Raw genomic sequence first — 19526 nt, forward strand, 5'->3', positions numbered from 1 at the left:
GGGCGGGGGCGGGGCGGCTCTCGCCGAGGTCGCGGCTGGGTCACCGCGATCCTGTTCGTGCTCCCCGCGCTGATCCTGTTCGCGCTCCTGGTGCTGCTGCCGATCCTGGTGGCCGGCTACACCAGCCTCTTCAAGTGGAACGGCATCGGCCCGCCGAGCAACTTCATCGGCCTGGACAACTTCACCCGGCTGTTCCAGAGCGACATCTTCGCCGGCGACCTGCGCAACGGCGCCATCCTGATCGTGCTGGGCCTGTTGGTGCAGCTGCCGCTCTCGCTGGGCCTGGCGGTGATGCTGAACCAGCGGATCCGCGGGCGGGCCTTCTACCGCCTGCTGTTCTTCGCGCCGTACATGCTCTCCGAGGCGATCATCGGCGTGCTGTTCTCGATGATCCTGTCGCCCGAGACGGGCATGGCCAACCAGCTGCTGGTCTCCTGGGGGATGGAGCCCTGGACCTGGCTGTCCGAGCCCGACACCGTGATGTTCTCGCTGTTCCTGGTGATCACCTGGAAGTACTTCGGATTCCACATGATCATCTATCTGGCCGGACTGCAGGGCATCCCCAAGGAGCTGAGCGAGGCGGCGAGGATCGACGGCGCCGGTGGCTGGAACGTGTTCCGCCACGTGACCCTGCCGCTGCTCGGCCCCACCATCCGGGTCAGCGCGTTCCTGTCCGTCATCGGCACGATCCAGCTCTTCGACCTGGTCTGGATCCTCACCGGCGGCGGTCCGTCGCACGCCTCGGAGACCATGGCCGTCAGCATGTTCGAGTACGGCTTCAAACGATCCCAGATCGGCTACTCCAGCGCGATCAGCGTCGTCATGTTCGTGATCAGTCTCGTCTTCGCTCTCGGTTACCAGCGGTTCGTCCTGCGCCGGGACCTGGAGGGGGCCAGCACCACCATGGGGGACCGCCGATGATCGCCCGGCTCCGCACGTTCCCGATCCACGCGGTCATCTGGGTGGCGGCCGTCTTCATCGTCATCCCCTTCCTGTACGGGCTGCTCGGCGGTTTCAAGACCTCCGGCCAGCTGTCGACCAACCCGCTGGGCCTGCCCTCCCCGTGGGTCACCGACAACTACACCGACGTGATCGTCTCCGGCGCGTTCTGGCGCCAGCTCCTCAACAGCCTGTTCATCGCGGTCGCGACCACCGTGCTGGTCGTGGGGCTGTCGGCGATGGCCGCCTTCGCGTTCGCCCGGTTCGCCTTCCGGGGCCGGGAGTTCCTGTTCACGCTGTTCGCCATCGGGCTGATGTTCCCGTTCGCGGTGGCGATCCTGCCGCTGTTCGTCCTGCTGCGCACGTTCGGCCTGCTGGACAACCCGCTCGGGGTGATCCTGCCGCAGGCCGCGTTCGGCCTTCCGCTCACCGTGATCATCCTGCGGACGTTCTTCCGGTCCATCCCCAGGGAGATCGAGGAGGCCGCCATCATCGACGGCTGCACCTCCTTCGGCTTCTTCTGGCGGGTGCTGCTGCCGATCGCCAAGCCCGCCCTGGCCACCGTCTCGGTGCTGGCGCTCGTGGCGAGCTGGAACAACTTCTTCCTTCCGCTGGTGGTCTTCAACGACCCCAGCCTGTGGACCCTGCCGCTCGGCGTCCAGCAGTTCCAGGGGGAGTACATGACGGACATCGCCAGGGTCCTGGCCTACGTCATCGTCGCGATGGTGCCCGCTCTGGCCTTCTACGCCGTCGCCGAGCGTCAGTTGATCAGCGGCCTCACCGCCGGTGCCACCAAGGGCTGACCCGAATCTCATCGCCTGAGTAGAGAGTGAGACACCATGACCCTGAGTGTCGCCGGATCGCGTCTCGTCGATTCGGCCGGCACCCCGGTACGGCTGCGTGGAGTGGGCCTCGGGGGCTGGCTGAACATGGAGAACTTCATCACCGGCTACCCGGCCAACGAGTCCGCGATGCGCGAGGCCGTCCGGGAGGTCCTGGGGGAGGACCGGGCCGAGCTGTTCTTCGACCGGTTGCTCACCTCGTTCTTCGGGGCGGACGACGCCGCGCTGCTCGCCGGGCTCGGCACCAACTGCGTCCGCATCCCGATCAACTACCGCCACCTGGAGTCCGACGACCGCCCCTTCGAGATCGTCGAGCACGGCTTCCGCCACCTGGACCGGGTGATCGGCCTGCTCGCCGAGCACGGCATCCACAGCGTCATCGACCTGCACGCCCTGCCCGGCGCGCAGAACCAGCACTGGCACTCCGACAACCCCACCCACGTCGCCGCGTTCTGGCAGCATCGGCACTTCCAGGACCGCGCCGTCCATCTGTGGGAGGTCGTGGCCGACCGGTACCGGGACAACCCCTGGGTGGCCGGATACAACCCGATCAACGAGCCGGGTGACCGGAGCGGGCGGGTCGTCGGCCCCTTCTACGACCGCCTGGTCAAGGCCGTCCGCGCCGTCGACCCGAAGCACGTGCTGTTCCTGGACGGCAACACCTACTCCACCGACTTCTCGATCTTCCGTGAGGTGTACGAGAACACGGTCTTCGTCTGCCACGACTACGCCCTGGCCGGGTTCGCGCACGGCGGCCCCTACCCCGGCCACACCCGCGGCGAGTGGGTGGACCGGGAGCAGCTGGAGCGATCCTTCGAGCGGCGGACCGTCTTCCAGCGCGAGACCGGCACCCCCATCTGGGTCGGCGAGTTCGGGCCCGTCTACACCGGGGACCCGGAGATCGACCGGCAGCGCTACCAGATCCTCCGCGACCAGCTGGAGATCTTCGACTCCTACGAGGCCGGCTGGTCGCTGTGGACCTACAAGGACGTCGGGCTGCAGGGCCTGGTCAGCGCCGGTGAGCCGTACATGAGCCGGTTCGGCGACTTCATCGCCAAGAAGGGGCGGCTGGGCGCCGACCGGTGGGGCTCGACGATGGAGGAGTCGGCGAGCGAGCTGGCCCCGCTGCACCGGCTGATGGAGACCGAGTTCCCGTCCTGGGACCCCTACCCGTGGGGCGCCCGTTACCAGACCGACGACCTGATCCGGCACATCCTCATCGCGCAGGCGCTGCTTCCCGAGTACGCGGAGCTGCTGCGCGGCTGCTCCGACGAGGAACTGACCGCCCTGGCCGACTCCTTCGCCCTCGCCCGCTGCGTCCGGCGACAGCCGCTGCTCGACCTGCTCGCCGAGAACCTGCGCGGCGCCTGAGGCGGGTTCCACTCCTACCTACCTGACCGAGGAGCCCAGGGAAGATGCGCACCGTCCAGGCCGACGACGCCACGGGCACCACCCGCACGGCCGCGACCTGGAGCGACCCGGCCGGGCGGAGCCACGTCGACACGTCGAGGCGGGAGGTGCTCCGGCTCGCCAGGTAGACACGACCGCCATGCTGCCGGGTCCGTCCTCCTTCGGGGGGACAGGGCCTGGCTCCGGGGGGTGCCGGGCCCGGCCTTCAGGGGGGTGGGGGTCCGGCACCCCTTTCCGGGAACCCGGGTTCGGAGGATCACCCGTCTCCGGGGAACCTCCGTGACGCTCGAAGGCCCGGGGCAGGTCCCTGACACGTCCGCCACGCCGACCCCGCCCCGAGTCACCGGGACCCTCGAAGGAAGATTCGGACACCAAGGGAGTCTCGTGTACACCAACCCCGTCATCCCCGGCTTCCACCCCGACCCCTCGGTGTGCCGGGTGGGCGAGGACCACTACCTCGTCACCTCGTCCTTCGAGTGGTTCCCCGGAGTACCGATCTTCCACAGCCGCGACCTCGTGCACTGGCGGCAGCTCGGCCACGTCCTGGACCGGCCGTCCCAGCTCGACCTGGACGGCGTACGGCCGTCCGGCGGCATCTACGCCCCCACCATCCGGCACCACGAGGGCGTCTTCTACATGATCACCACGTTGATGGACGAGCCGGGCAACTTCCTGGTCACCGCGACCGACCCGGCCGGGCCGTGGAGCGAGCCGGTGTGGTTCCCCGAAACCCGGGGCTTCGACCCCTCGCTGTTCTTCGACGACGACGGTCGCGCCTGGATGACCGGCACCCGGCCGAGGGACGACGGGCGCTACGACGGCGACAGCGAGATCTGGCTGCGCGAGTTCGACCCGGCCACGCTCAAGCTGCTCGGCGAGGAACACGTGATCTGGGAGGCGGCGCAGCGCGGCGGCGTCTGGTGCGAGGGCCCGCACATCTACCGGATCGGCGCCTTCTACTACCTGCTCACCTCGGAGGGCGGCACCGCCGAGGACCACGCCGTGATGGTCGCGAGAGCCGAGCGGATCACCGGTCCCTACCTGGGCAACCCGCGCAACCCCGTTCTCACCCACCGCCACCTCGGGCTGCGCCACCCCATCACCAGCGTCGGCCACCCCGACCTGGTCCGGAACGCGGAGGGCGAGTGGTGGTCGGTCCTCCTCGCCACCCGCCCCTACGGCGCTCTCCCCGCTCCTCTCGCTCCCGCCGCTCCCGCCGTTCCCACTGAGGGTCGTCCCCACACCGGATCCGTCGGCTTCCCGGACGGCGACTCCCGTGGTGGATCCGCCGGCGACCAGTCCACGACGGCCGCCGTCCGCGCCTCCAAGGGCTACAACCTGGGCCGCGAGACCTTCCTCACCCGCGTCCGCTGGGAGGACGACTGGCCGGTCTTCGACCAGGTCGAACCGTACGCGCAGGCCCCCTCGACCCCCGCGCGCCGCTGGCCCGCCACCCCCGCCTGTGACCACTTCGACGCCCCGCGCCTCGCACCGGTGTGGAACCACCTGCGCACGCCCCGCGAACCGTACTGGAACCTGGCCGGCAGCCGTCTCACCCTGCGGCTGCGACCGCAGACCCTGCGCGAGCGGGCCGCGCCCAGCCTGGTCGCCCGGCGGCAGCAGCACATCGCCTTCGCGGCCCACACGGTGATGGAGTTCCGCCCGCGGGGGGAGGAGTGCGCCGGGCTCGTCCTGTTCCAGAACGACGACTTCCACATCACGCTCGTCCTCACCGCGCACGGCCTGGAACTCACCCGCCGCTCCGGCGGCACGGACACCCTCCTGGCCCGCGCCGACGTCGTCCCGTCCGGCCCGCTGTGGCTGGGCGTGGAGGCCCACGGCCAGGACTACCAGGCCCGCTACGCGCTGCGCCCCGGCGAGTGGACCGACCTCGCGGCCCCGGTGGACGGTCGCGTCCTCGGCTCGACCGTCGCCGGAGGCTTCACCGGCGCCATGATCGGCCTCTACGCCTCCTCCAACGGCCACCCGAGCACCAGCACGGCCGCCTTCGACTGGTTCGAATACCTGCCACTTTCGGGATGACCGTTGGTACCCGGGCGAACCGGACGGGCGTGGTGCCGGTGAGCAGCGGGTGCCCCACCCTCCGCTGAGGACGTGTCACCCACTCCGGCGGGCCGACGAACGCGTATCACCGAGCTGCGCAGCCGCTCCGGAGAACTCCTGGTTCAAGCCCCTGTGATGAGTTCGGAAGCGGTTCACCCGAAGCCTCGTCTCAATCCAGGATCTGGTCGCCGAGGCGGGAGCGGGCAACGCAGACCTGAGCCAAGTCAATCATTATCGTCGAAATGCGGGATTCGTCGCCGGGGCGGTGGAGGCGGGGGCCCGCCGGGACGGTCCGGATCGGCCGGCCTGCGGCCAGGAGGTCGAGGGCGGTGGCGAGGTCCCAGCCGTAGTCGTCGGGGAGGGTGTCGAGGGGGAGGGGGAACGGCATCGGGTATCCGGCCAGGCCCGACAGGAGGGCGGCGGGGGAGACGCCTCCCGTGTCGATGCCGGACTCCTCCATCAGCGGGAGGAGCAGGGCGCCCGCACGGCCGGGCCGGTCCCATTCGCCGCGAACGGGCGTCACCGCAGCCGCCTCGGCCGTCCGCTTGAGCAGATCGGAGTCGAGCGCCCAGAGGTCGGCGTCGGAGGTGACGACGGCGTCGTGGCCGAACCGCTCCACGTACCGCAGGCCCGCCTTCACCGCGCGGCCCTTGCCCGGCGTGCTGGTGATGACCGTCGCGCCTGCCTCGCGTGCCCGGCTGGCCGTCGCGTCGCCGCTGCCGTTCTCCACCACGACGATCTGCCGGGCGCCGGCCTTCCGGCCGCATCTCACCACATGTTTGATGTCTCGTTCCGAATCGCGTGCGGGGACGACCAGGCTCCAGGAAGGGACCATTGCCGGCTCGGCTTTCACTCGCGGGAGACGTTCCAGGACACTTCGTATCCGGCCATGGCCGGGGTGGCAGGCTCTCTGGTGAAATGCGCTTCGAGCGTGGGGAACTCGGTGGTGTAGCGGCGGAGCGCGCGCATCTTCGCCGCGAGTTCGGGTGGTGTCAGTTCGGTGACCGTCCGCCGGGCCCCGGCGACGCCCAGTTCTGCGAGCGTCCGGGCGACGAGCCGGTCGGCCTCGGGGTTGTCCGCCCCGCCGATCCAGCTGGGAAGGCCGTGCCTGACGAAGTAGGGGCTGTCGGCGTAGAGCCGGAGCTCCCGGACCTCTCCAGCGAGCGCGAGCATCACCCGGCTCACAGCCCGGTGGTCGGGGTGCCCGCCGATTCCGGCAGGCCCGTAGACGACGGCCTCCGGCCCCACGTGGGGACGGAGGCCCGCCAGGATCGATTCCGGGGAGGCTCCCGGCTCGCCTGCCACGAGCTCGACGAAGTCGGAGGGGCGTTCGGCGATGCGCGCCCGGACGTCCGCTCGCTCGTAGGCCGTGAACTGGACGTCCAGCAGGTCGAGATGCGCGTGACGGGCGCCTGCGGAGGTGAGGATCGCCGCGTCGTTCCGGCGGCGGATCCGCACCTTCTCCGCCGAATCGGTGGCGCCCAGCCGGCGGTCGAGATCGGTGACGAACCCGGACTCCGGGATGCCGGCGAAGACGGTGACGACCAGGACGGGCGTCGCCCCCGAGAGCACGCTCCAGGCGCTGAGGACGGCGTCGTCGAGATGCGGCGAGACGATGACGACGCCGGGGTGCCCGGGGATGTCCGCCGTCTCCGCCACCTCAGCGGACCCGGCCGACGGTGAAGCGGGCGGAGAAGCGGGCGTCGCCGAACGTGTCGGGCTCGGCGAGGAGCGCCCGCACCTCGTCGGTCTGCCCGACCGCGTGCTGGACGGCGACAGCCGTGCCCGTACGGACTCTCCGGACGACGGCGGCGATGGTCTCGTGGCCGCGAGCGCCGCCGAAATGGGCGACCTGCGGCTGGTGCCGGTTCTCGGGCGACTGCGGGACGAGAGTCCCGCTGTCGTCTCCGTACGGGAGGTCCGCGACGATCAGGTCGTAGTCGCCGGGGGGGACCCCGTCCGCGACCATGAAGGCGACGTCCAGCGCCAGCCGCGCCGCGTTCTCATGGGCGACGCCGACAGCCTCGGCGGAGACGTCAGAGCCGGTCACGGTCAGGTCGGGCCGTTCGTTTTTGATCGCGAGCGCGATGTTCCCCGCTCCCGTGCCCACGTCGTGGACGCGGGCGCCCGCCGGCAGCCGGAGCGCGACGTTCACGAGCTGGCCGCTCTGCGGGTGGGGGACGCAGACTCGGCAGTCGACAGAGAGCACGAGCCCCCGGTACCGGCATCGGCCCGTGATGTAGGCCAGCGGCTCGCGGGCGCTCCTGCGCGCGACGTACTCGGCGATACGCCTGCCGTCGTCGCCGGAGACGTAACCGTCGAGATGCAGGCCGGCCGTGTCGCACCCGAGGACAGCGGCCACGATCTCTTCGGCGTCGGCCCGCGGGGTCTCGCATCCGACCATGGTGAGCGTCTCCGTCGCGTGCTGGACCTCGGAGCCGACGGTCTGCGCGGTCATGGGTTCGGCGGCGTCTCCGGATCCGGCCGCGAAGTCCGGACCTCGCCGAAGTTGATGCCGATCGCCGTTCCGCTGTCCGAGGCCGTCACCGTGCCCACACGCATGTCGCCCTGCGAGGGTGCGCCTTGCGGGGAGGGGCCGGCGTCGGAGGTCTTCAGCGCGATCCAGGCCGTGGCAGCCGCTCCGACGAGCAGGGCTCCCACGAATCCGAGCCAGCCCCACAGCGGAGAGTCCGAGAGCTGATTGCCCGCCACGCCCGCGACACCGGCCGCGATGAACGCCACGATGCCGCCCGAGGCGGCCTTCCACTTTCTCGACATCCCGCCTCCTTGCCGGACCTTCAGAAGAACAGTACAGCGCGGTTTTCCGGGGTCGGCAACGATCCGTTCATCGAGAACCCCGCCAGACGATGATCACTCCGTCGTCCCCGGCGGAAACGAGAAGCGGGGCGCCGTGGCCGTCAGGGAGGGTCGCCATCGCGTTCGGCCCGCCAGTGTGGCCGGTGAGCGTGGCGACCGGTGCGGCGGTCTCGGGGTTCCACAGGCGCAGGGTCCGGTCGCTGGAGGCCGAGACCACGAGCGGCGGTTCGTCCGGCCGGGGGAGTGTCAGCAGCCTGGTCACCCTGGCGGCGTGGCCGGTGAGGACCGCGACCGGACGGGCGCTCTCGGGGTCCCACAGCCGGATCGTGCGGTCGTCGCTCGCGGAGGCGAGCAGCGGGGCTCTACCCGCTCGCTCCACAACGGTCAGCGCGTTGAGCCCGTCGGTGTGACCGGTCAGCACGGCGATCGCGGCGGCCGCCGCCGGGTCCCACAGGCGCACCGAGCGGTCGCTGGCCGCCGAGACGAGCACGCGCCCGCCGCTCGGCAGCGTGAGCACCGTCAGCGCGGTGACCCTTCCGGTGTGGCCGTTGAGGACGGCGATGGGTGCGGCGGTCCCGGCGTCCCACAACCGGACCGTCTGGTCCTCCGCCCCCGAGGCCAGCAGGGCGCCACCGTCCGGCCCGGAGATCGCGGCGAGAGTGGTGACGACGCCCGTGTGCCCGGTGAGGACCGCGACCTGCTCGCCCGTGCCGGGGTTCCAGAGCCGGACCGTGCGGTCTCCGCTCGCCGAGGCGAGCAGGGCGCCGGCGCCCGCGCGGGGCACGGCTGCCAGCGCCATTCCCCGTCCGGTGTGGCCGGTGAGCGTCGCGACCTGCTCGCCCGTGCCAGGGTTCCAGAGCCGGACCGTGCGATCGTCGCCGGTCGAGGCCAGCAGTTCTGATCCCGCCGGCCCCGGGACGGCCGCCAGCGCGCGGATCTTGCCGGTGTGTCCGGAGCAGATGGCGAACGCGTCGACGGGCCCGGTGCTCCACACCCGGACCGTGCGGTCGTTGCCACCGGAGGCCAGCAACCGGGCGCCGTCCACCCCGGTCAGGACGGTCAGGGCGTCGATCCCGCCGGTATGGCCGCTGAGCAGGGTGGCCAGGTCGATCGACTCCGGATCCCAGAGGCGCACCGCCTTGTCGGCGCCCGCCGACGCCAGGAGATGGGTCCCGTCGGGCCGTTCCACCTCGGTGAGAACGGCGACGCTGTCGGAGTGCCCCGTGAGGGTGGCGACGGAGTTCGGGTTGCCGGGACTCCACAGCCGGATCGTCCGGTCGGTGCCGGCGGAGGCGACCAGGCAGGCACCGCCCAGCCGGTGAATTGTCGTCAGCATCTGGATCCGTCCGGTGTGGCCGGTGAGCGTCGCGACCTGCTCGCCCGTGCCGGGGTTCCAGAGCCGGACAGTGCGATCGGCTCCCGCCGAGGCGAGCAGCGGGACGTCGTCGAGCCGCGGGACGCTCGTCAGCGCGGTGACGCCGTCGGTGTGACCGGTCAGGACAGCGGTCTGCGTGACCGTCTCCAGGTCCCAGAGGCGGATGGTCCGGTCGGCTCCCGCCGAGGCCAGGAAGGCGGTGCCGTCCGGCCTCCGAAGCGCGGCCAGCACGGTCACCCTTCCCGTGTGCCCCCCCAGGACGGCGACCGGCTCAGCGGTCTCGGGATCCCAGAGCCGCACCGAACGGTCGAGTCCGGCCGAGACGATCAGGCCGGTGCCGTCCGGCCGAGGCACGGTCGCGAGTGTGGTGACGCCTCCGGTGTGGCCGGTCAGTGTCGCGACGGGTGCGGCGGTCTCGGGGTCCCACAGCCGGACGACGCGGTCCTCACCGGCCGAGGCGAGCAGGGACGTGCCGTCCATGCGCTGCACCACCACCAGTGCGGTGACGCCTCCGGTGTGGCCGGTCAGTGTCGCGACGGGTGCGACCGTCTCGGGGTCCCACAGCCGGACGACGCGGTCCTCACCGGCCGAGGCGAGCAGGGACGTGCCGTCCATGCGCTGCACCACCACCAGTGCGGTGACGCCTCCGGTGTGGCCGGTCAGTGTCGCGACGGGTGCGACCGTCTCGGGGTCCCACAGCCGGACGACGCGGTCCTCACCGGCCGAGGCGAGCAGGAACGTGCCGTCCGCGCGCGGCACCAGGGCCATCGCCGTCACCCGGTTGGTGTGGCCGGACAGCGCGCGATGGCTGGTTCCCGACCACGCCGCGTCGGCGGGATACCAGGATCGCGGAAGCTTGGCGTGGACGGCGTCGGCGAGCGCGGAAGCCCGAAGTTTGCGGCCCGATACGCCGATCCAGTGCAGCTGGTCGTCGTGCTGCTCACCCCAGGAGTTCGAGGCCAGTTCCAGCGCGGAGACCGCCTTCAGCCCGGCTCTCGTCGTCAGCGACCGCCGCAGCCGCAGCAGCGCCGGGACGCCCGACAGCAGGAGGAACTCGGGGTCCCCGACCAGCTCGTCGAGGCGTCCGCACGCGGCGGCGTGCTCGGCCAGGTTGGCGCTTAGATAGCGGTTCTCGCGGGGCCAGGCGCGATCGGCGGGGGAGCCGGGCGGAGTCAGCGCCAGCATGATCCGTTCGTGGGCCTCGCGGGTCGCCACGGACAGTTCGTGGCCGAGGAAGCGGAGTCCGTCGTCGAGCGTGTCGGCCGGCAGCCGTCCCTCACACAGGTCGCGCAGACTTTGGTGGCGGATCGTGTAGACGTCCGGGTCACCGCCGGGACGCACCGCGAGAAACGGTTTGAACGAGCCGTTCAACAGGGCGAGAGCAGCGGACCGTGGCACCCCGGCCCAGTCGGCGAGGGTCGCGGCGGACTGGGCGTCGCGGACCGCGGCGACCGTGGCGAGCAGCGGCAGGCCGATGCTCGCCCACTGTTCGGCGAGTCGCGCCTGCCAGTGGGCGATGTTGTCGGCGTAGTAGCCGGCGAGGCCATCCGGAAGCCCGGCCACGTCGGCAGGCGAACGGTCGCCGTCCCGGATCTGGTCCAGCACGGAGACCGCGTAGATCCACACACCGGCGGAGCGCTCCACCAGGGTCCGGCGGAACCGCTCCCGGTCGACCCGCGCCTTGGCCAGCGCGTCGGAGACCAGCGGGTCGCCCAGGGTGACCCGGTCGAGATGCTCTATGAGGTCGGCCCGGTTGGACTGGCTCTCCACGTTGATCCGGGTCACCTCGAGGCCCGGGCGTCGTGGGATCGGGACTCCGGGCCTGCTCGTCGCTATGACGACCGTGCCCGGCGGCAGGCTCATGGGCAGGCCGAAGGGCATCTGGCCCGATTCCGGCGGCGGCGCCTCGTCGAGCCCGTCCACGACCAGGACGACCGGGATTCCCGGCTCGCCGGTGTCCCTGCGGCGGGCCGCCTCGATCAGGCAGTTGTAGAGGAACCTGGTCGTGTCGTGGCCGGTCGGGAGGAGCCCCTCGGGGGCCAGATCCGCCAGACCCCAGCGGGCGATCAGTTGGGCGGCCAGGTTCGTCCGAGTCTCCTCGGGACTGACGACGCCGAGTCTCGTCGCGTGGGTGGGCCATCCCCGGGCGAACGCGAGATAGGTGGCCAGGGCCGACTTCCCCATCCCGGCTTCAGCCTCGACGAGCAGGTAGGCGCCGTGCCCGCGGGTGACGCACCGTGTGATGAAGGCGTCGATCCGGTCGAGTAGCCAGCCCCGGCCGGTGAACATGCCGAGCGGGTCGGCAGGGGCGGTTGGATTGCGCAACCGGAGGTCGCTGGGGAGCGGGTCGAGCGCGACCGTCGAGTCGCGCAGTCGCGTAAACTGGCCGTGGAAGAAGAGTTGCTGGACGGTCCCGTAGTTGGCGCCGACGGCCAGGCCTCGGCCGGAGGCCGTCACCGACCCGATCTCGGGTCCCCGGCTGCGACGATCACTCATCGGGGACGGTGAAGTCGGCCCCCGCCGTGGTGAAGAGGATCTCCGGTGAGCCCGCGCCTTCGAAGACCACGTCGACCCGGATGGCGATGCCCCACAGGACCGAAGGGCTGGACCCGTCGGCGCGCGCGGTGGGCCACCGGGAGACGCCCAGCCGCATGCTCGACTGCACCACGGCCTCGATGTCGAAGTCCGCGGGATCGCTCTCCTCGTATTCGGGCGGCAGCGCGCCGTCGTGCTCGTTCTCGCCCAGATTCTCGACGTCCGCGACGTACACGACGTTCGGCCCGTCACTGACGGTCACCCGTGTGGGCCGAGCCCCCTCTCCCCGCCAGAGCACGTAGACCATCCGCAACAGTGACCGGAAGTTGTCCCCGGTGTCCGGCCCCAGCTTCACGGTGAGCGTCGGAACCGCGAACAGCACTGAGGCGTTCTCCCCGGGCCGCCCTCGCAGCACGGCTCCCCGCTCATCCCTGAAGACGGCGACCTCCGCCGCGGACTCCCCGGAACAGAGCGTCAGTGCGCTGCCGTGAACGGCTACTCCCTGTAGCGCCATCCTGGGCCCTCCCGGTCCTCACGGCCACCGGCCGCCTCCATGGTAATTCACGGCAACCCCGCGCACCCGGAGATCCACATTCCGGTTGAAGCGTGTGCGGCCCACCCCTTGCGCCTGTGAATGCAGTTCGGGCAGGTTTCCTGATCATGGATCCGGAAAGTCCGCCCAATTCATCAGGAGTGGGGTGCCAGGGATCCGACCCCTGAACCTACGGATCGAAAGACGGATGGGGGCCGAGATGATCGGTCGATCCGGCAGGGGCGGCGCGTATCGCGGGTATCTGGCCGGCTCACGCGTCCTGAGGTATGTCGCTCGTGGGTCAGCGGTACCCGCCGTACAAGGAAACCCGCTCGTCCTTGTCATGGTCTACCTTCTCCGCCAGGAAAAGGTCACGCCGCCATGGCTCGTGAGCGATGTTGACGGTCCATTGCTCGTAGTACCACTGAGTGCCGTAGCCGCTGAAGCGGAAGTTGGCCCGGTAACGCGCACGCTCTCCCGGGTGGAGCAGGAACACCCGGCCGGGGTGACGGTTGGTCGGGTACGCGGCCCACACCGGGGTTCGCTTCACTTCGACCGCTGCTCCGGACAGCTGGAACCGCAGCCCGTTGAGCTGCGCCGGGAACGAACGACCGTCGGCCGCGACGGTGGGCGCGTATCCGGTCCGCTCGTCGGCGAGAAGATCGTGGACGACCAGCGGCGCGTCGGGCGTCGGCGGCAGCTCGAACGCCGAGGGAATCTCACGTCGGCGCGCGGCCTCCTCGGCGCCACGCGCTTGCTTGGTCCACCGGATCACGATCCGCTGCACGATCACCACGCCGTCCTCCATCGTGTCCGTCCGGCAAGCATGGATGCTAGCCAAACCGTGTCAGCAGCTCTGATCCTGCCCGTCCCGATCGGTTCGGCCCGGACCAACGGACGCGCCCGGTCCGTCCGGAACGGCACGGGACGGCGCCGGACCGCGACCCGAACCGGCTCCTCACCCGCGCGGACGCGTACGCCTCGCCCGCCGGTCCGTCCCGGATCCCGGGTGCCCCGACCAAGGCGAACGCCGCGCGAGGTCGTAGGGCCCTGAAGGGTGGCGTGGCTGTCGGATCTGAGCGTTACCGCGGCGGCACATCCGGAGCATCCGCAGGGAGCACACACGTGGAGATCAGTTACGCCGATGTCGCCTGGCTCGCCGATGACCACGGGTTGGGCGACCTGTGGTGCCTCACCTTCGTGCGTGGGCTCGATGAGGCTGAGGCGCTTCGGCGTGTGGGTGCCGAGGAAAGCAGCATCAGGCCACTCACCTACGAGGAGCTGGTCGACGAGGGGTTGTTCCCCGACACGCTCCTGGCGGGCCGTCTGGGCGATTGGGCCGTGCTCATCGAGGAGTCCGGCTGGGATGCGCTCGACGCCGTGAAAACGCTGTCGGCCGGGTCGGAGGCCGTGTCGGTTCTGCGGCATGACTACGCGGCCGATCGCTTCGCGTACGCGGTTGACGGGCAGGTGGTGACCTCGTTCAACCCGATGATTCCCGCATGGCGGTACGGGAGCGATCCTGATCGGCTGGTGAGCCTGATGAGGGAGGCGGGCTTCGACCCTGCGTACGCGCCGGGAGACGGGACGGACGAGGACAATGAGGAGAGGACCGTCAGACATCCGAGAGTGGACGGGGCCCTGATGCTCGTGGCGCGACTGACCGGTGTCATGTTGACCCAGGAGGTCTTGAACGGGCCGCTGCTGGGAGGCGATGTCGGGACTTGTCGGGCTCAGGGTTGATGCGGCGGCTGCGAACCCGATCCGGCGTAAGCGGGCTGTCTTCCACAACGTCCTTCAGTACGCGGTGGAACTGGAGGAACCTGCAAGCGCTTCTCACCGAACGGAGTTGCGCGACGGGACAGCCCGGTCATCGCGACGAGCGGGTGAGCGACCGCGTGGAGAGCGATTGGCAAACCCTGTGGATTGCGGGTGATTCACAGGGCTCGAAGCCATTGATCGAGGGCTGCGAAGTCTTCGTCGGCGAGTCCCTGGTACGACTCCACGTGGTGGAGGAGAGCCCGGCCGCTATGGTGCGCGGAGACCCACTCCCTGTCGGCATCGGTGATCTCGTCGTCGACCCAGGCGAACGGGCGTCCGCCCGCCCAGTTCACCAAGGTTCGGGTCTTCCAGCAGAGTCCGAACCATTGGTCCTCACGTTCATGCTGGCGGGTTGGCTCCGGCCAGCTCACGACGGGCAGTCGCGGCAGCCCGATCCGGGGTGCTATCTCGGCGTTCGCCTCCTCTTCCCAGGTCGTGGCCCAGACGAGTTCGCAGGGCAGTGCCGCCAGCCGACGCCCCACCCCGGAGGTGAGCCACGCCAAGCGGGAGTCCGGTGCAGCAACCCGCGGTGCGCGTTGCGGATCCTCGCCGAACGGGAGAAGCGGCCCGTCGACGTCGAGGAAGAGCAGCGGGCGTTCGGTATGGCCGGTCATGCCGCGGTGACCTCGTCACGTTCGAAGGGGGCTCCGGCACGCGCCAGGGCGACCAGGTGAGGCGCCTTGACCTGCACCGATCCGGCCGAGGTGGCTATCGTCCGCTCGCCGTGGAACCCGTTGCGCACCACCAGACGACGGCCATCGGCGTCACGAGCGTCGGCCAACCCGGCCAGATGGGAGTTGACCTCGGCCTCCAGGGCGGCGGCCGGCATCCGCCTTGCTCCCTCCCGGACGATCTCATCGATCAAAGAACCGTTCGACGCCGTGCCAGCGGCATTGACTACGGCAAGCATGGGCGTGCCCTCCCAGCCGACGTGCCGACGTCGGCCTACTCGGTGACCTTCGAACCGATCACCCGGGAGGGTAGGCTCCCGAGCCGATCCACAGGTTCTGAGCATTGCTCCCGCGCGGACGCTCAGACAGCGATCGGCAGTTGCTCGATCCAGCAGTCGGTGACTTTTTGTTGGACGAGGGTTCGGAAGTCTTCGGCGTCGTCGCGTGTAAGGAAGACGCCACTGCCCGAGACCTCGGACTCACCTCCGGGGTAAGACACCCGCTTCATGACGACGTAGACGGCACGCCACCGATCCCTGGACCTCACAGTGGCTGGAGCGGCGGCGAGAGCTTCGACGAGTTCCCGCGCGGAGGCAACGGTGAGTCCTGGGTCGTAACCACCGGAGCGTGGGCCGGCGGTCCCGTTGCACGCGGCATATCCTCTGCACCCCGGTAACGGGGATATTCTCAATCAGCCGTGAGCGTGGCTTCGGCGACCTGCTTGATGTACTGATTGCGAACCCGGATCAACTTCGGCATGTAGTGACGGAGAGCCAGCATTTCGGCGATCCTTCCGAGAGGACCGAGAGGCGCGGCGAATTCGACGACATCGCTCATCACCGTGCCGCCGTGGCCGCAAGGCTGAAAATGGTGAGCGTGATACCAGTGCTCGAAAGGTCCTGACACCTGCTCATCGACGAAATGAGCAGGGCGATCGTAGGCGCTGATCGTAGACGTCATTCGCCAACGGATGCCGAAGTGTCGCGCCCCCCATGTAACGGTATCGCCTAGTCTCAAGCCGCCGGTGGTCACACCTCCGACTGCTTTCTCGGAAGATCCCACCATTGATGCCGCGTGGACATCCACGTCCAGCGAGATGTCGAAGACTCGTTCCGGTGGCGCCATGACATGCGTGACAATCTCAAAGCCCGGCATGCGTCAAGCCTAAGGCGGCGCACTCCAGCGGAACCTTCTGGGTCGCTTCCTGTCATGACCGACTGGATGCCGCGCGGGAAGAACAAACCGCGTCGGCAGTTCTGATCCTGCCCGTTTAGATCGGTTCCACCTGGACCGACGGGCGCAGCCGGCCCCTCAGGAACGGGGCCGAACGGGGTCGGATCGCAACGAGAGCCCTGGGAACCGGCGTTCGCCCGGCGCGGGCCTCGCGTAGTCGGCGGCTCCGAGGCATGTCTCGTAACTCGGTCGGACGGTTTTGTTAGGGTGCCCGGATGCCTTCTCAGCGCGCCCTGCTGCCGCGCTCGACACCGGCCGCCTCGGGGATGTCGTCCCGTGCGGTCACCGCGCTGCTGGACCGGCTCGAAGCGCGATCCGTCGAGTGTCACTCCATCATGGTCGTACGCCACGGTCACGTCGTCGCCGAAGGCTGGTGGGCGCCGTACTCGGCCGAGCGCCCGCACCTTCTCTACTCGCTGACCAAGTCGTTCACCTCGATCGCCGTGGGGCTCGCGATCGCCGACGGGCTGCTCTCGCTGGACGATCGGGTGGTGGACGTGTTGCCCGACCACGTTCCGGCCGGCATCTCGGAGCGGGGACGCCGCCTCACCGTTCACCACCTGCTGTCCATGACGGCCGGACACCGCACGGACAGCCTCGCCGAGGCCTGGCGCCTGGAACCGGGCGACCTGGTGAAGGGCTTCCTGCGCGTACCGTTTCCCGAGGCCGAGGGAACACGGCACGCCTACGACAATCCGACCACCTTCGTCCTGGCCCGGATGGTGGAACGGGTCACGGGCCGTGGCCTCCCGGAACTGCTCGACGAGCGCCTCTTCACGCCGATGGGCGTCGACCACGCCGAATGGGACCGGGTGGCGAGCGGTGCCGCCTTCGGATTCCACGGACTGCACCTCACGACCGAGGCCGTCGCAGCCTTCGGCGAACTGCTGCTGCGCGGAGGCCTTTGGGGCGACCGGCGGCTCGTCCCGCGCGAATGGGTGGAGCTCGCGACCAGACGGCACATCGAGACACTGCGATTCGAGGACGGGTCGGGGGACGCCGACTACCTTTGCGGTTACGGCTACCAGTTCTGGATGTCGCGTCACGGTTACCACGGTGACGGCTCCTTCGGCCAGCAATGCGTGGTCGTCCCGTCGCACGATCTCGTGGTCGCCGTGACCGGCGCCCACACGCAGGCACAGGCAATGCTCGACGCGATATGGGAGTGCCTGCTGCCCGGCACGGACCACGCGGGAAGCACCCGGGACGACGAGGTCCTCGCCGATCGGCTGCGGCGGCTGTCGTTCGCGCCGGTGCCGGGTTCGGCCGCCCCGGAGCGTTCCGTCAAGGCGAGACTCGACGCCTCCGCCGAGGATTCGGCTCTGCCCGACGGAACCACGGTGATCGTCGATCCCGTGGACGGTGGATGGCTGCTGCGATTCGGGTCGTTCCTCGACGTCGAGGTCGGCCACGGCGAATGGCGGGAAGGCTCGCCGCTCGGCCGCCCTGTCGTCGCGACCGGCGCCTGGCGGGGCGACACGTTCGTCGCCGAGCTCTACGTCATCACCACCCCGCACCGGGTTCGGCTGGTGGTCGACGCCGAGGCGGGGACAGCGGTGGCGACGTGGAACACCGTGCCCCTGACCGGCCCCAGCCTGGCGTCGCATCTGCGGTCGCCGCTGATGACACGGCCCGACGTCGCGTAGTGACGTTGACCGGGCTCGCAGGTGTCGGCCACGGGATGTCTCGTCACCCGGGATCGGTTCGATGTCAGGTGTCCGGGTCCTCGTTGTCGAGGACGCGTTTCACCCACTCCAGCGAGCCCGTGCCGAGCGCCTCGTCCGCGAGGCGTTTGGCGGAGGGTGTCCTCAGCGCCGCGAGTGAGCTGTCGATCCACGGTTGCATGTTCTGGTGTCCCTGCTCGCGGTACTCGATGGCCTGGATCAGGCACTCCAGCTTGTCGGCGTCACGGGCGCAGACGGCCTCGAGGCTGGCCTTCTCCTCGTACTCGCCGACCGCGCCGCTCACCATCCGCGCCACCGGCCCGGGGACGCCGCGTACCTGGTCGGCGGTGACCTCCTCGTTGGAGGCCGCGGTGAGGTAGCGCCTGGCGAGGTGGTGGATGTCGGTGATCCGGGTCTCCTGGGTGTCGTGGAACAGGCTCATGAACGCCGCCCGCTCCGGGTCGCCGCCCTCCAGCGCGGTGATCACGCTCGCGATGATCGCCGTCCGGAAGGAGTGGTCGGCGACGCTCTCGGGGTCCCGTACCCCGGCGACCAGCCAGCCCGTGCGCTTGTAGCGCTTGAGCAGGCCGATCTCGTACAGCAGGCCCGTCAGCCTCGACAGTTCCTCCGCCACGGAAGTCCCCTCTTCCTCTCGGTGGATCATGCGCAGAGCGTAGAGGATCGTCTCCGGCTCACGCCGGGACATCGGCGGGCGGCGCCCCGGCTCCCACTCCTGAATCGTCGTGGCGTCCGTTTCGAGGTCCGATCCGTTGCCCGGCGGTTAAGGTGCGAAAGTGGTGAACAGCCTCGGCGAGATGCCCTCCCGTATGTGCGCGACCTACCTGGAGCTGGCCGACCGGTACGCGCCGGGCCTGGTCGAAGGTCTCTACCTGCAGGGCTCGATCGCCCTCGGTGACTACCGGCCCGGCAAGAGCGACATCGACTTCGTCGCCGTGGTCGGCGCTCCCCCTGACGCGCGGATCCTGCGCAGGGTGCATGCCGAGTTGAAGAGCCGGTACGCGAAGCCGTACTTCGACGGTCTCTACGTCACGTGGGACGACCTGCGCCGCGACCCTGAGCTGACCCCGGCGGGGCCGGCCGTGCACGAGTGGCGTCTTGAGGAGGAGAGCAGGTCCGAGCGGCATCTGGTGACCTGGCACGTGCTGGCCCAGGGCGGGGTGGCGGTGCGGGGGCCCGCGGTCGCGGAGCTGGGGATCCACACCGACTGGGACACCCTGGCCCAGCGGACGCGGGAGAACCTGGACGGCTACTGGACGCGCTGGGTCGAGCGCAGCTCCCGATCGGCGTCGCTGTGGGGAGTGGCCGCTCTCACCGGCTACCAGACCACGTGGGGGGTGCTCGGTGTCACCCGGCTCCACCACACTCTCGCGGCGGGCGAGGTCACCTCCAAGACGGCCGCGGGCGAGTACGCGCTGAAGGTGTTCGACGAACGCCGGCACCGGATCATCCGGGAGGGGCTGCGCCTGAGGGTCGGCGGCCCACCGCTGTATCGCGATCCGTTCCGCCGCCGTGCCGACCTGCTGGCCTACATGTCCATGGTGCTGCAATCACGGTGAATCCCGGAGGCCATCGTGCGGATCCGAGACCTTCAACCCATCTAAA

General features: G+C 70.0%; 18 protein-coding genes and 1 pseudogene. 8 read left to right on the forward strand and 11 right to left on the reverse strand.

Translation table 11 applies throughout. The features are described 5' to 3' along the window. The first annotated feature begins 57 nt into the window (after nt 1–57). The 5 genes from ACVCAG_RS06205 to ACVCAG_RS06225 all read left to right on the forward strand — a co-directional run bounded on the left by ACVCAG_RS06205 (nt 58) and on the right by ACVCAG_RS06225 (nt 5234). Nucleotides 58–921: an ABC transporter permease subunit gene (locus tag ACVCAG_RS06205; RefSeq protein ID WP_440082407.1), complete on the forward strand. Its 864-nt coding sequence runs from the start codon at nt 58–60 to the stop codon at nt 919–921. Beyond that, nucleotides 918–1742 (forward strand): ABC transporter permease subunit, encoded by an 825-nt coding sequence (locus ACVCAG_RS06210; RefSeq protein ID WP_440082408.1) that lies wholly within the window; start codon nt 918–920, stop codon nt 1740–1742. Before ACVCAG_RS06205 ends, ACVCAG_RS06210 begins: the two co-directional genes overlap by 4 nt. Before the next feature lie 36 nt (nt 1743–1778). Continuing rightward, a complete protein-coding gene (locus ACVCAG_RS06215; RefSeq protein ID WP_440082409.1) occupies nt 1779–3152 on the forward strand; it encodes a cellulase family glycosylhydrolase in 1374 nt (457 codons plus the stop codon). A 44-nt stretch (nt 3153–3196) separates the two neighbouring features. Beyond that, nucleotides 3197–3319, forward strand: coding sequence for a hypothetical protein (locus ACVCAG_RS06220; RefSeq protein ID WP_440082410.1), 123 nt, complete (start codon nt 3197–3199; stop codon nt 3317–3319). Between the two features lie 256 nt (nt 3320–3575). Next, nucleotides 3576–5234 (forward strand): family 43 glycosylhydrolase, encoded by a 1659-nt coding sequence (locus tag ACVCAG_RS06225; RefSeq protein ID WP_440082411.1) that lies wholly within the window; start codon nt 3576–3578, stop codon nt 5232–5234. A gap of 190 nt (nt 5235–5424) precedes the next feature. Here the strand turns inward: ACVCAG_RS06225 and ACVCAG_RS06230 are convergent, their stop codons facing one another. The 7 genes from ACVCAG_RS06230 to ACVCAG_RS06260 form a co-directional block, all read right to left on the reverse strand. Then, nucleotides 5425–6090, reverse strand: coding sequence for a glycosyltransferase (locus ACVCAG_RS06230; RefSeq protein ID WP_440082412.1), 666 nt, complete (start codon nt 6088–6090; stop codon nt 5425–5427). A gap of 14 nt (nt 6091–6104) precedes the next feature. Next, nucleotides 6105–6914 (reverse strand): PIG-L family deacetylase, encoded by an 810-nt coding sequence (locus ACVCAG_RS06235; RefSeq protein ID WP_440082413.1) that lies wholly within the window; start codon nt 6912–6914, stop codon nt 6105–6107. 1 nt (nt 6915) lies between these two features. Continuing rightward, complete coding sequence (locus ACVCAG_RS06240; protein WP_440082414.1) at nt 6916–7713, reverse strand: methyltransferase; 798 nt, start codon at nt 7711–7713, stop codon at nt 6916–6918. Then, nucleotides 7710–8033: a hypothetical protein gene (locus ACVCAG_RS06245; protein WP_447189569.1), complete on the reverse strand. Its 324-nt coding sequence runs from the start codon at nt 8031–8033 to the stop codon at nt 7710–7712. Before ACVCAG_RS06245 ends, ACVCAG_RS06240 begins: the two co-directional genes overlap by 4 nt. Before the next feature lie 67 nt (nt 8034–8100). Continuing rightward, nucleotides 8101–11943 (reverse strand): hypothetical protein, encoded by a 3843-nt coding sequence (locus ACVCAG_RS06250; RefSeq protein WP_440082416.1) that lies wholly within the window; start codon nt 11941–11943, stop codon nt 8101–8103. Then, a complete protein-coding gene (locus tag ACVCAG_RS06255; RefSeq protein ID WP_440082417.1) occupies nt 11936–12496 on the reverse strand; it encodes a hypothetical protein in 561 nt (186 codons plus the stop codon). The genes ACVCAG_RS06250 and ACVCAG_RS06255 overlap by 8 nt, the downstream gene beginning before the upstream one ends. Before the next feature lie 319 nt (nt 12497–12815). Further along, entirely contained in the window at nt 12816–13310 is a 495-nt protein-coding gene (locus ACVCAG_RS06260; protein ID WP_440082418.1) for a hypothetical protein, read from the reverse strand. A gap of 329 nt (nt 13311–13639) precedes the next feature. Here ACVCAG_RS06260 and ACVCAG_RS06265 point away from each other — a divergent pair, with 329 nt between their 5' ends. Next, the gene (locus ACVCAG_RS06265; RefSeq protein WP_440082419.1) at nt 13640–14257 is read left to right on the forward strand and encodes a DUF6461 domain-containing protein; all 618 of its coding nucleotides are present in this window, start codon (nt 13640–13642) and stop codon (nt 14255–14257) included. A 194-nt stretch (nt 14258–14451) separates the two neighbouring features. On the opposite strand, the gene ACVCAG_RS06270 is transcribed toward ACVCAG_RS06265, so the two are convergent. The 3 genes and pseudogenes from ACVCAG_RS06270 to ACVCAG_RS06280 form a co-directional block, all read right to left on the reverse strand. Beyond that, nucleotides 14452–14949, reverse strand: a complete 498-nt coding sequence (locus ACVCAG_RS06270) for an HAD domain-containing protein (RefSeq protein ID WP_440082420.1) — start codon at nt 14947–14949, stop codon at nt 14452–14454. Between the two features lie 53 nt (nt 14950–15002). Then, nucleotides 15003–15245, reverse strand: a pseudogene (locus ACVCAG_RS06275) (IS256 family transposase); the annotation flags it as partial. A gap of 448 nt (nt 15246–15693) precedes the next feature. Then, entirely contained in the window at nt 15694–16161 is a 468-nt protein-coding gene (locus tag ACVCAG_RS06280) for an SRPBCC family protein (RefSeq protein WP_440082421.1), read from the reverse strand. Between the two features lie 293 nt (nt 16162–16454). Here ACVCAG_RS06280 and ACVCAG_RS06285 point away from each other — a divergent pair, with 293 nt between their 5' ends. After that, on the forward strand, nt 16455–17885 hold the full coding sequence (locus ACVCAG_RS06285; protein ID WP_440082422.1) for a serine hydrolase: 1431 nt from the start codon (nt 16455–16457) through the stop codon (nt 17883–17885). A 64-nt stretch (nt 17886–17949) separates the two neighbouring features. On the opposite strand, the gene ACVCAG_RS06290 is transcribed toward ACVCAG_RS06285, so the two are convergent. Then, nucleotides 17950–18567 carry an HD domain-containing protein gene (locus tag ACVCAG_RS06290; RefSeq protein WP_440082423.1) on the reverse strand — a complete coding sequence of 206 codons (618 nt, stop codon included), beginning with the start codon at nt 18565–18567 and terminating at the stop codon, nt 17950–17952. A 130-nt stretch (nt 18568–18697) separates the two neighbouring features. Between ACVCAG_RS06290 and ACVCAG_RS06295 the strand changes: the two genes are divergently transcribed. Further along, complete coding sequence (locus ACVCAG_RS06295; RefSeq protein ID WP_447189570.1) at nt 18698–19480, forward strand: nucleotidyltransferase domain-containing protein; 783 nt, start codon at nt 18698–18700, stop codon at nt 19478–19480. Nucleotides 19481–19526: the final 46 nt, after the last annotated feature.

The organism is Streptosporangium sp. G12, from assembly GCF_052983175.1.

Coding starts and splice junctions, on each gene's coding strand:
- ACVCAG_RS06220 (WP_440082410.1), top strand. CDS start 3,197: ATGCGCACCGTCCAGGCCGACGACGCCACGGGCACCACCCGCACGGCC.
- ACVCAG_RS06250 (WP_440082416.1), bottom strand. CDS start 11,943: ATGAGTGATCGTCGCAGCCGGGGACCCGAGATCGGGTCGGTGACGGCC.
- ACVCAG_RS06280 (WP_440082421.1), bottom strand. CDS start 16,161: ATGCCGGGCTTTGAGATTGTCACGCATGTCATGGCGCCACCGGAACGA.
- ACVCAG_RS06240 (WP_440082414.1), bottom strand. CDS start 7,713: ATGACCGCGCAGACCGTCGGCTCCGAGGTCCAGCACGCGACGGAGACG.
- ACVCAG_RS06215 (WP_440082409.1), top strand. CDS start 1,779: ATGACCCTGAGTGTCGCCGGATCGCGTCTCGTCGATTCGGCCGGCACC.
- ACVCAG_RS06285 (WP_440082422.1), top strand. CDS start 16,455: ATGCCTTCTCAGCGCGCCCTGCTGCCGCGCTCGACACCGGCCGCCTCG.
- ACVCAG_RS06270 (WP_440082420.1), bottom strand. CDS start 14,949: ATGACCGGCCATACCGAACGCCCGCTGCTCTTCCTCGACGTCGACGGG.
- ACVCAG_RS06245 (WP_447189569.1), bottom strand. CDS start 8,033: ATGTCGAGAAAGTGGAAGGCCGCCTCGGGCGGCATCGTGGCGTTCATC.
- ACVCAG_RS06255 (WP_440082417.1), bottom strand. CDS start 12,496: ATGGCGCTACAGGGAGTAGCCGTTCACGGCAGCGCACTGACGCTCTGT.
- ACVCAG_RS06210 (WP_440082408.1), top strand. CDS start 918: ATGATCGCCCGGCTCCGCACGTTCCCGATCCACGCGGTCATCTGGGTG.
- ACVCAG_RS06230 (WP_440082412.1), bottom strand. CDS start 6,090: ATGGTCCCTTCCTGGAGCCTGGTCGTCCCCGCACGCGATTCGGAACGA.
- ACVCAG_RS06290 (WP_440082423.1), bottom strand. CDS start 18,567: ATGATCCACCGAGAGGAAGAGGGGACTTCCGTGGCGGAGGAACTGTCG.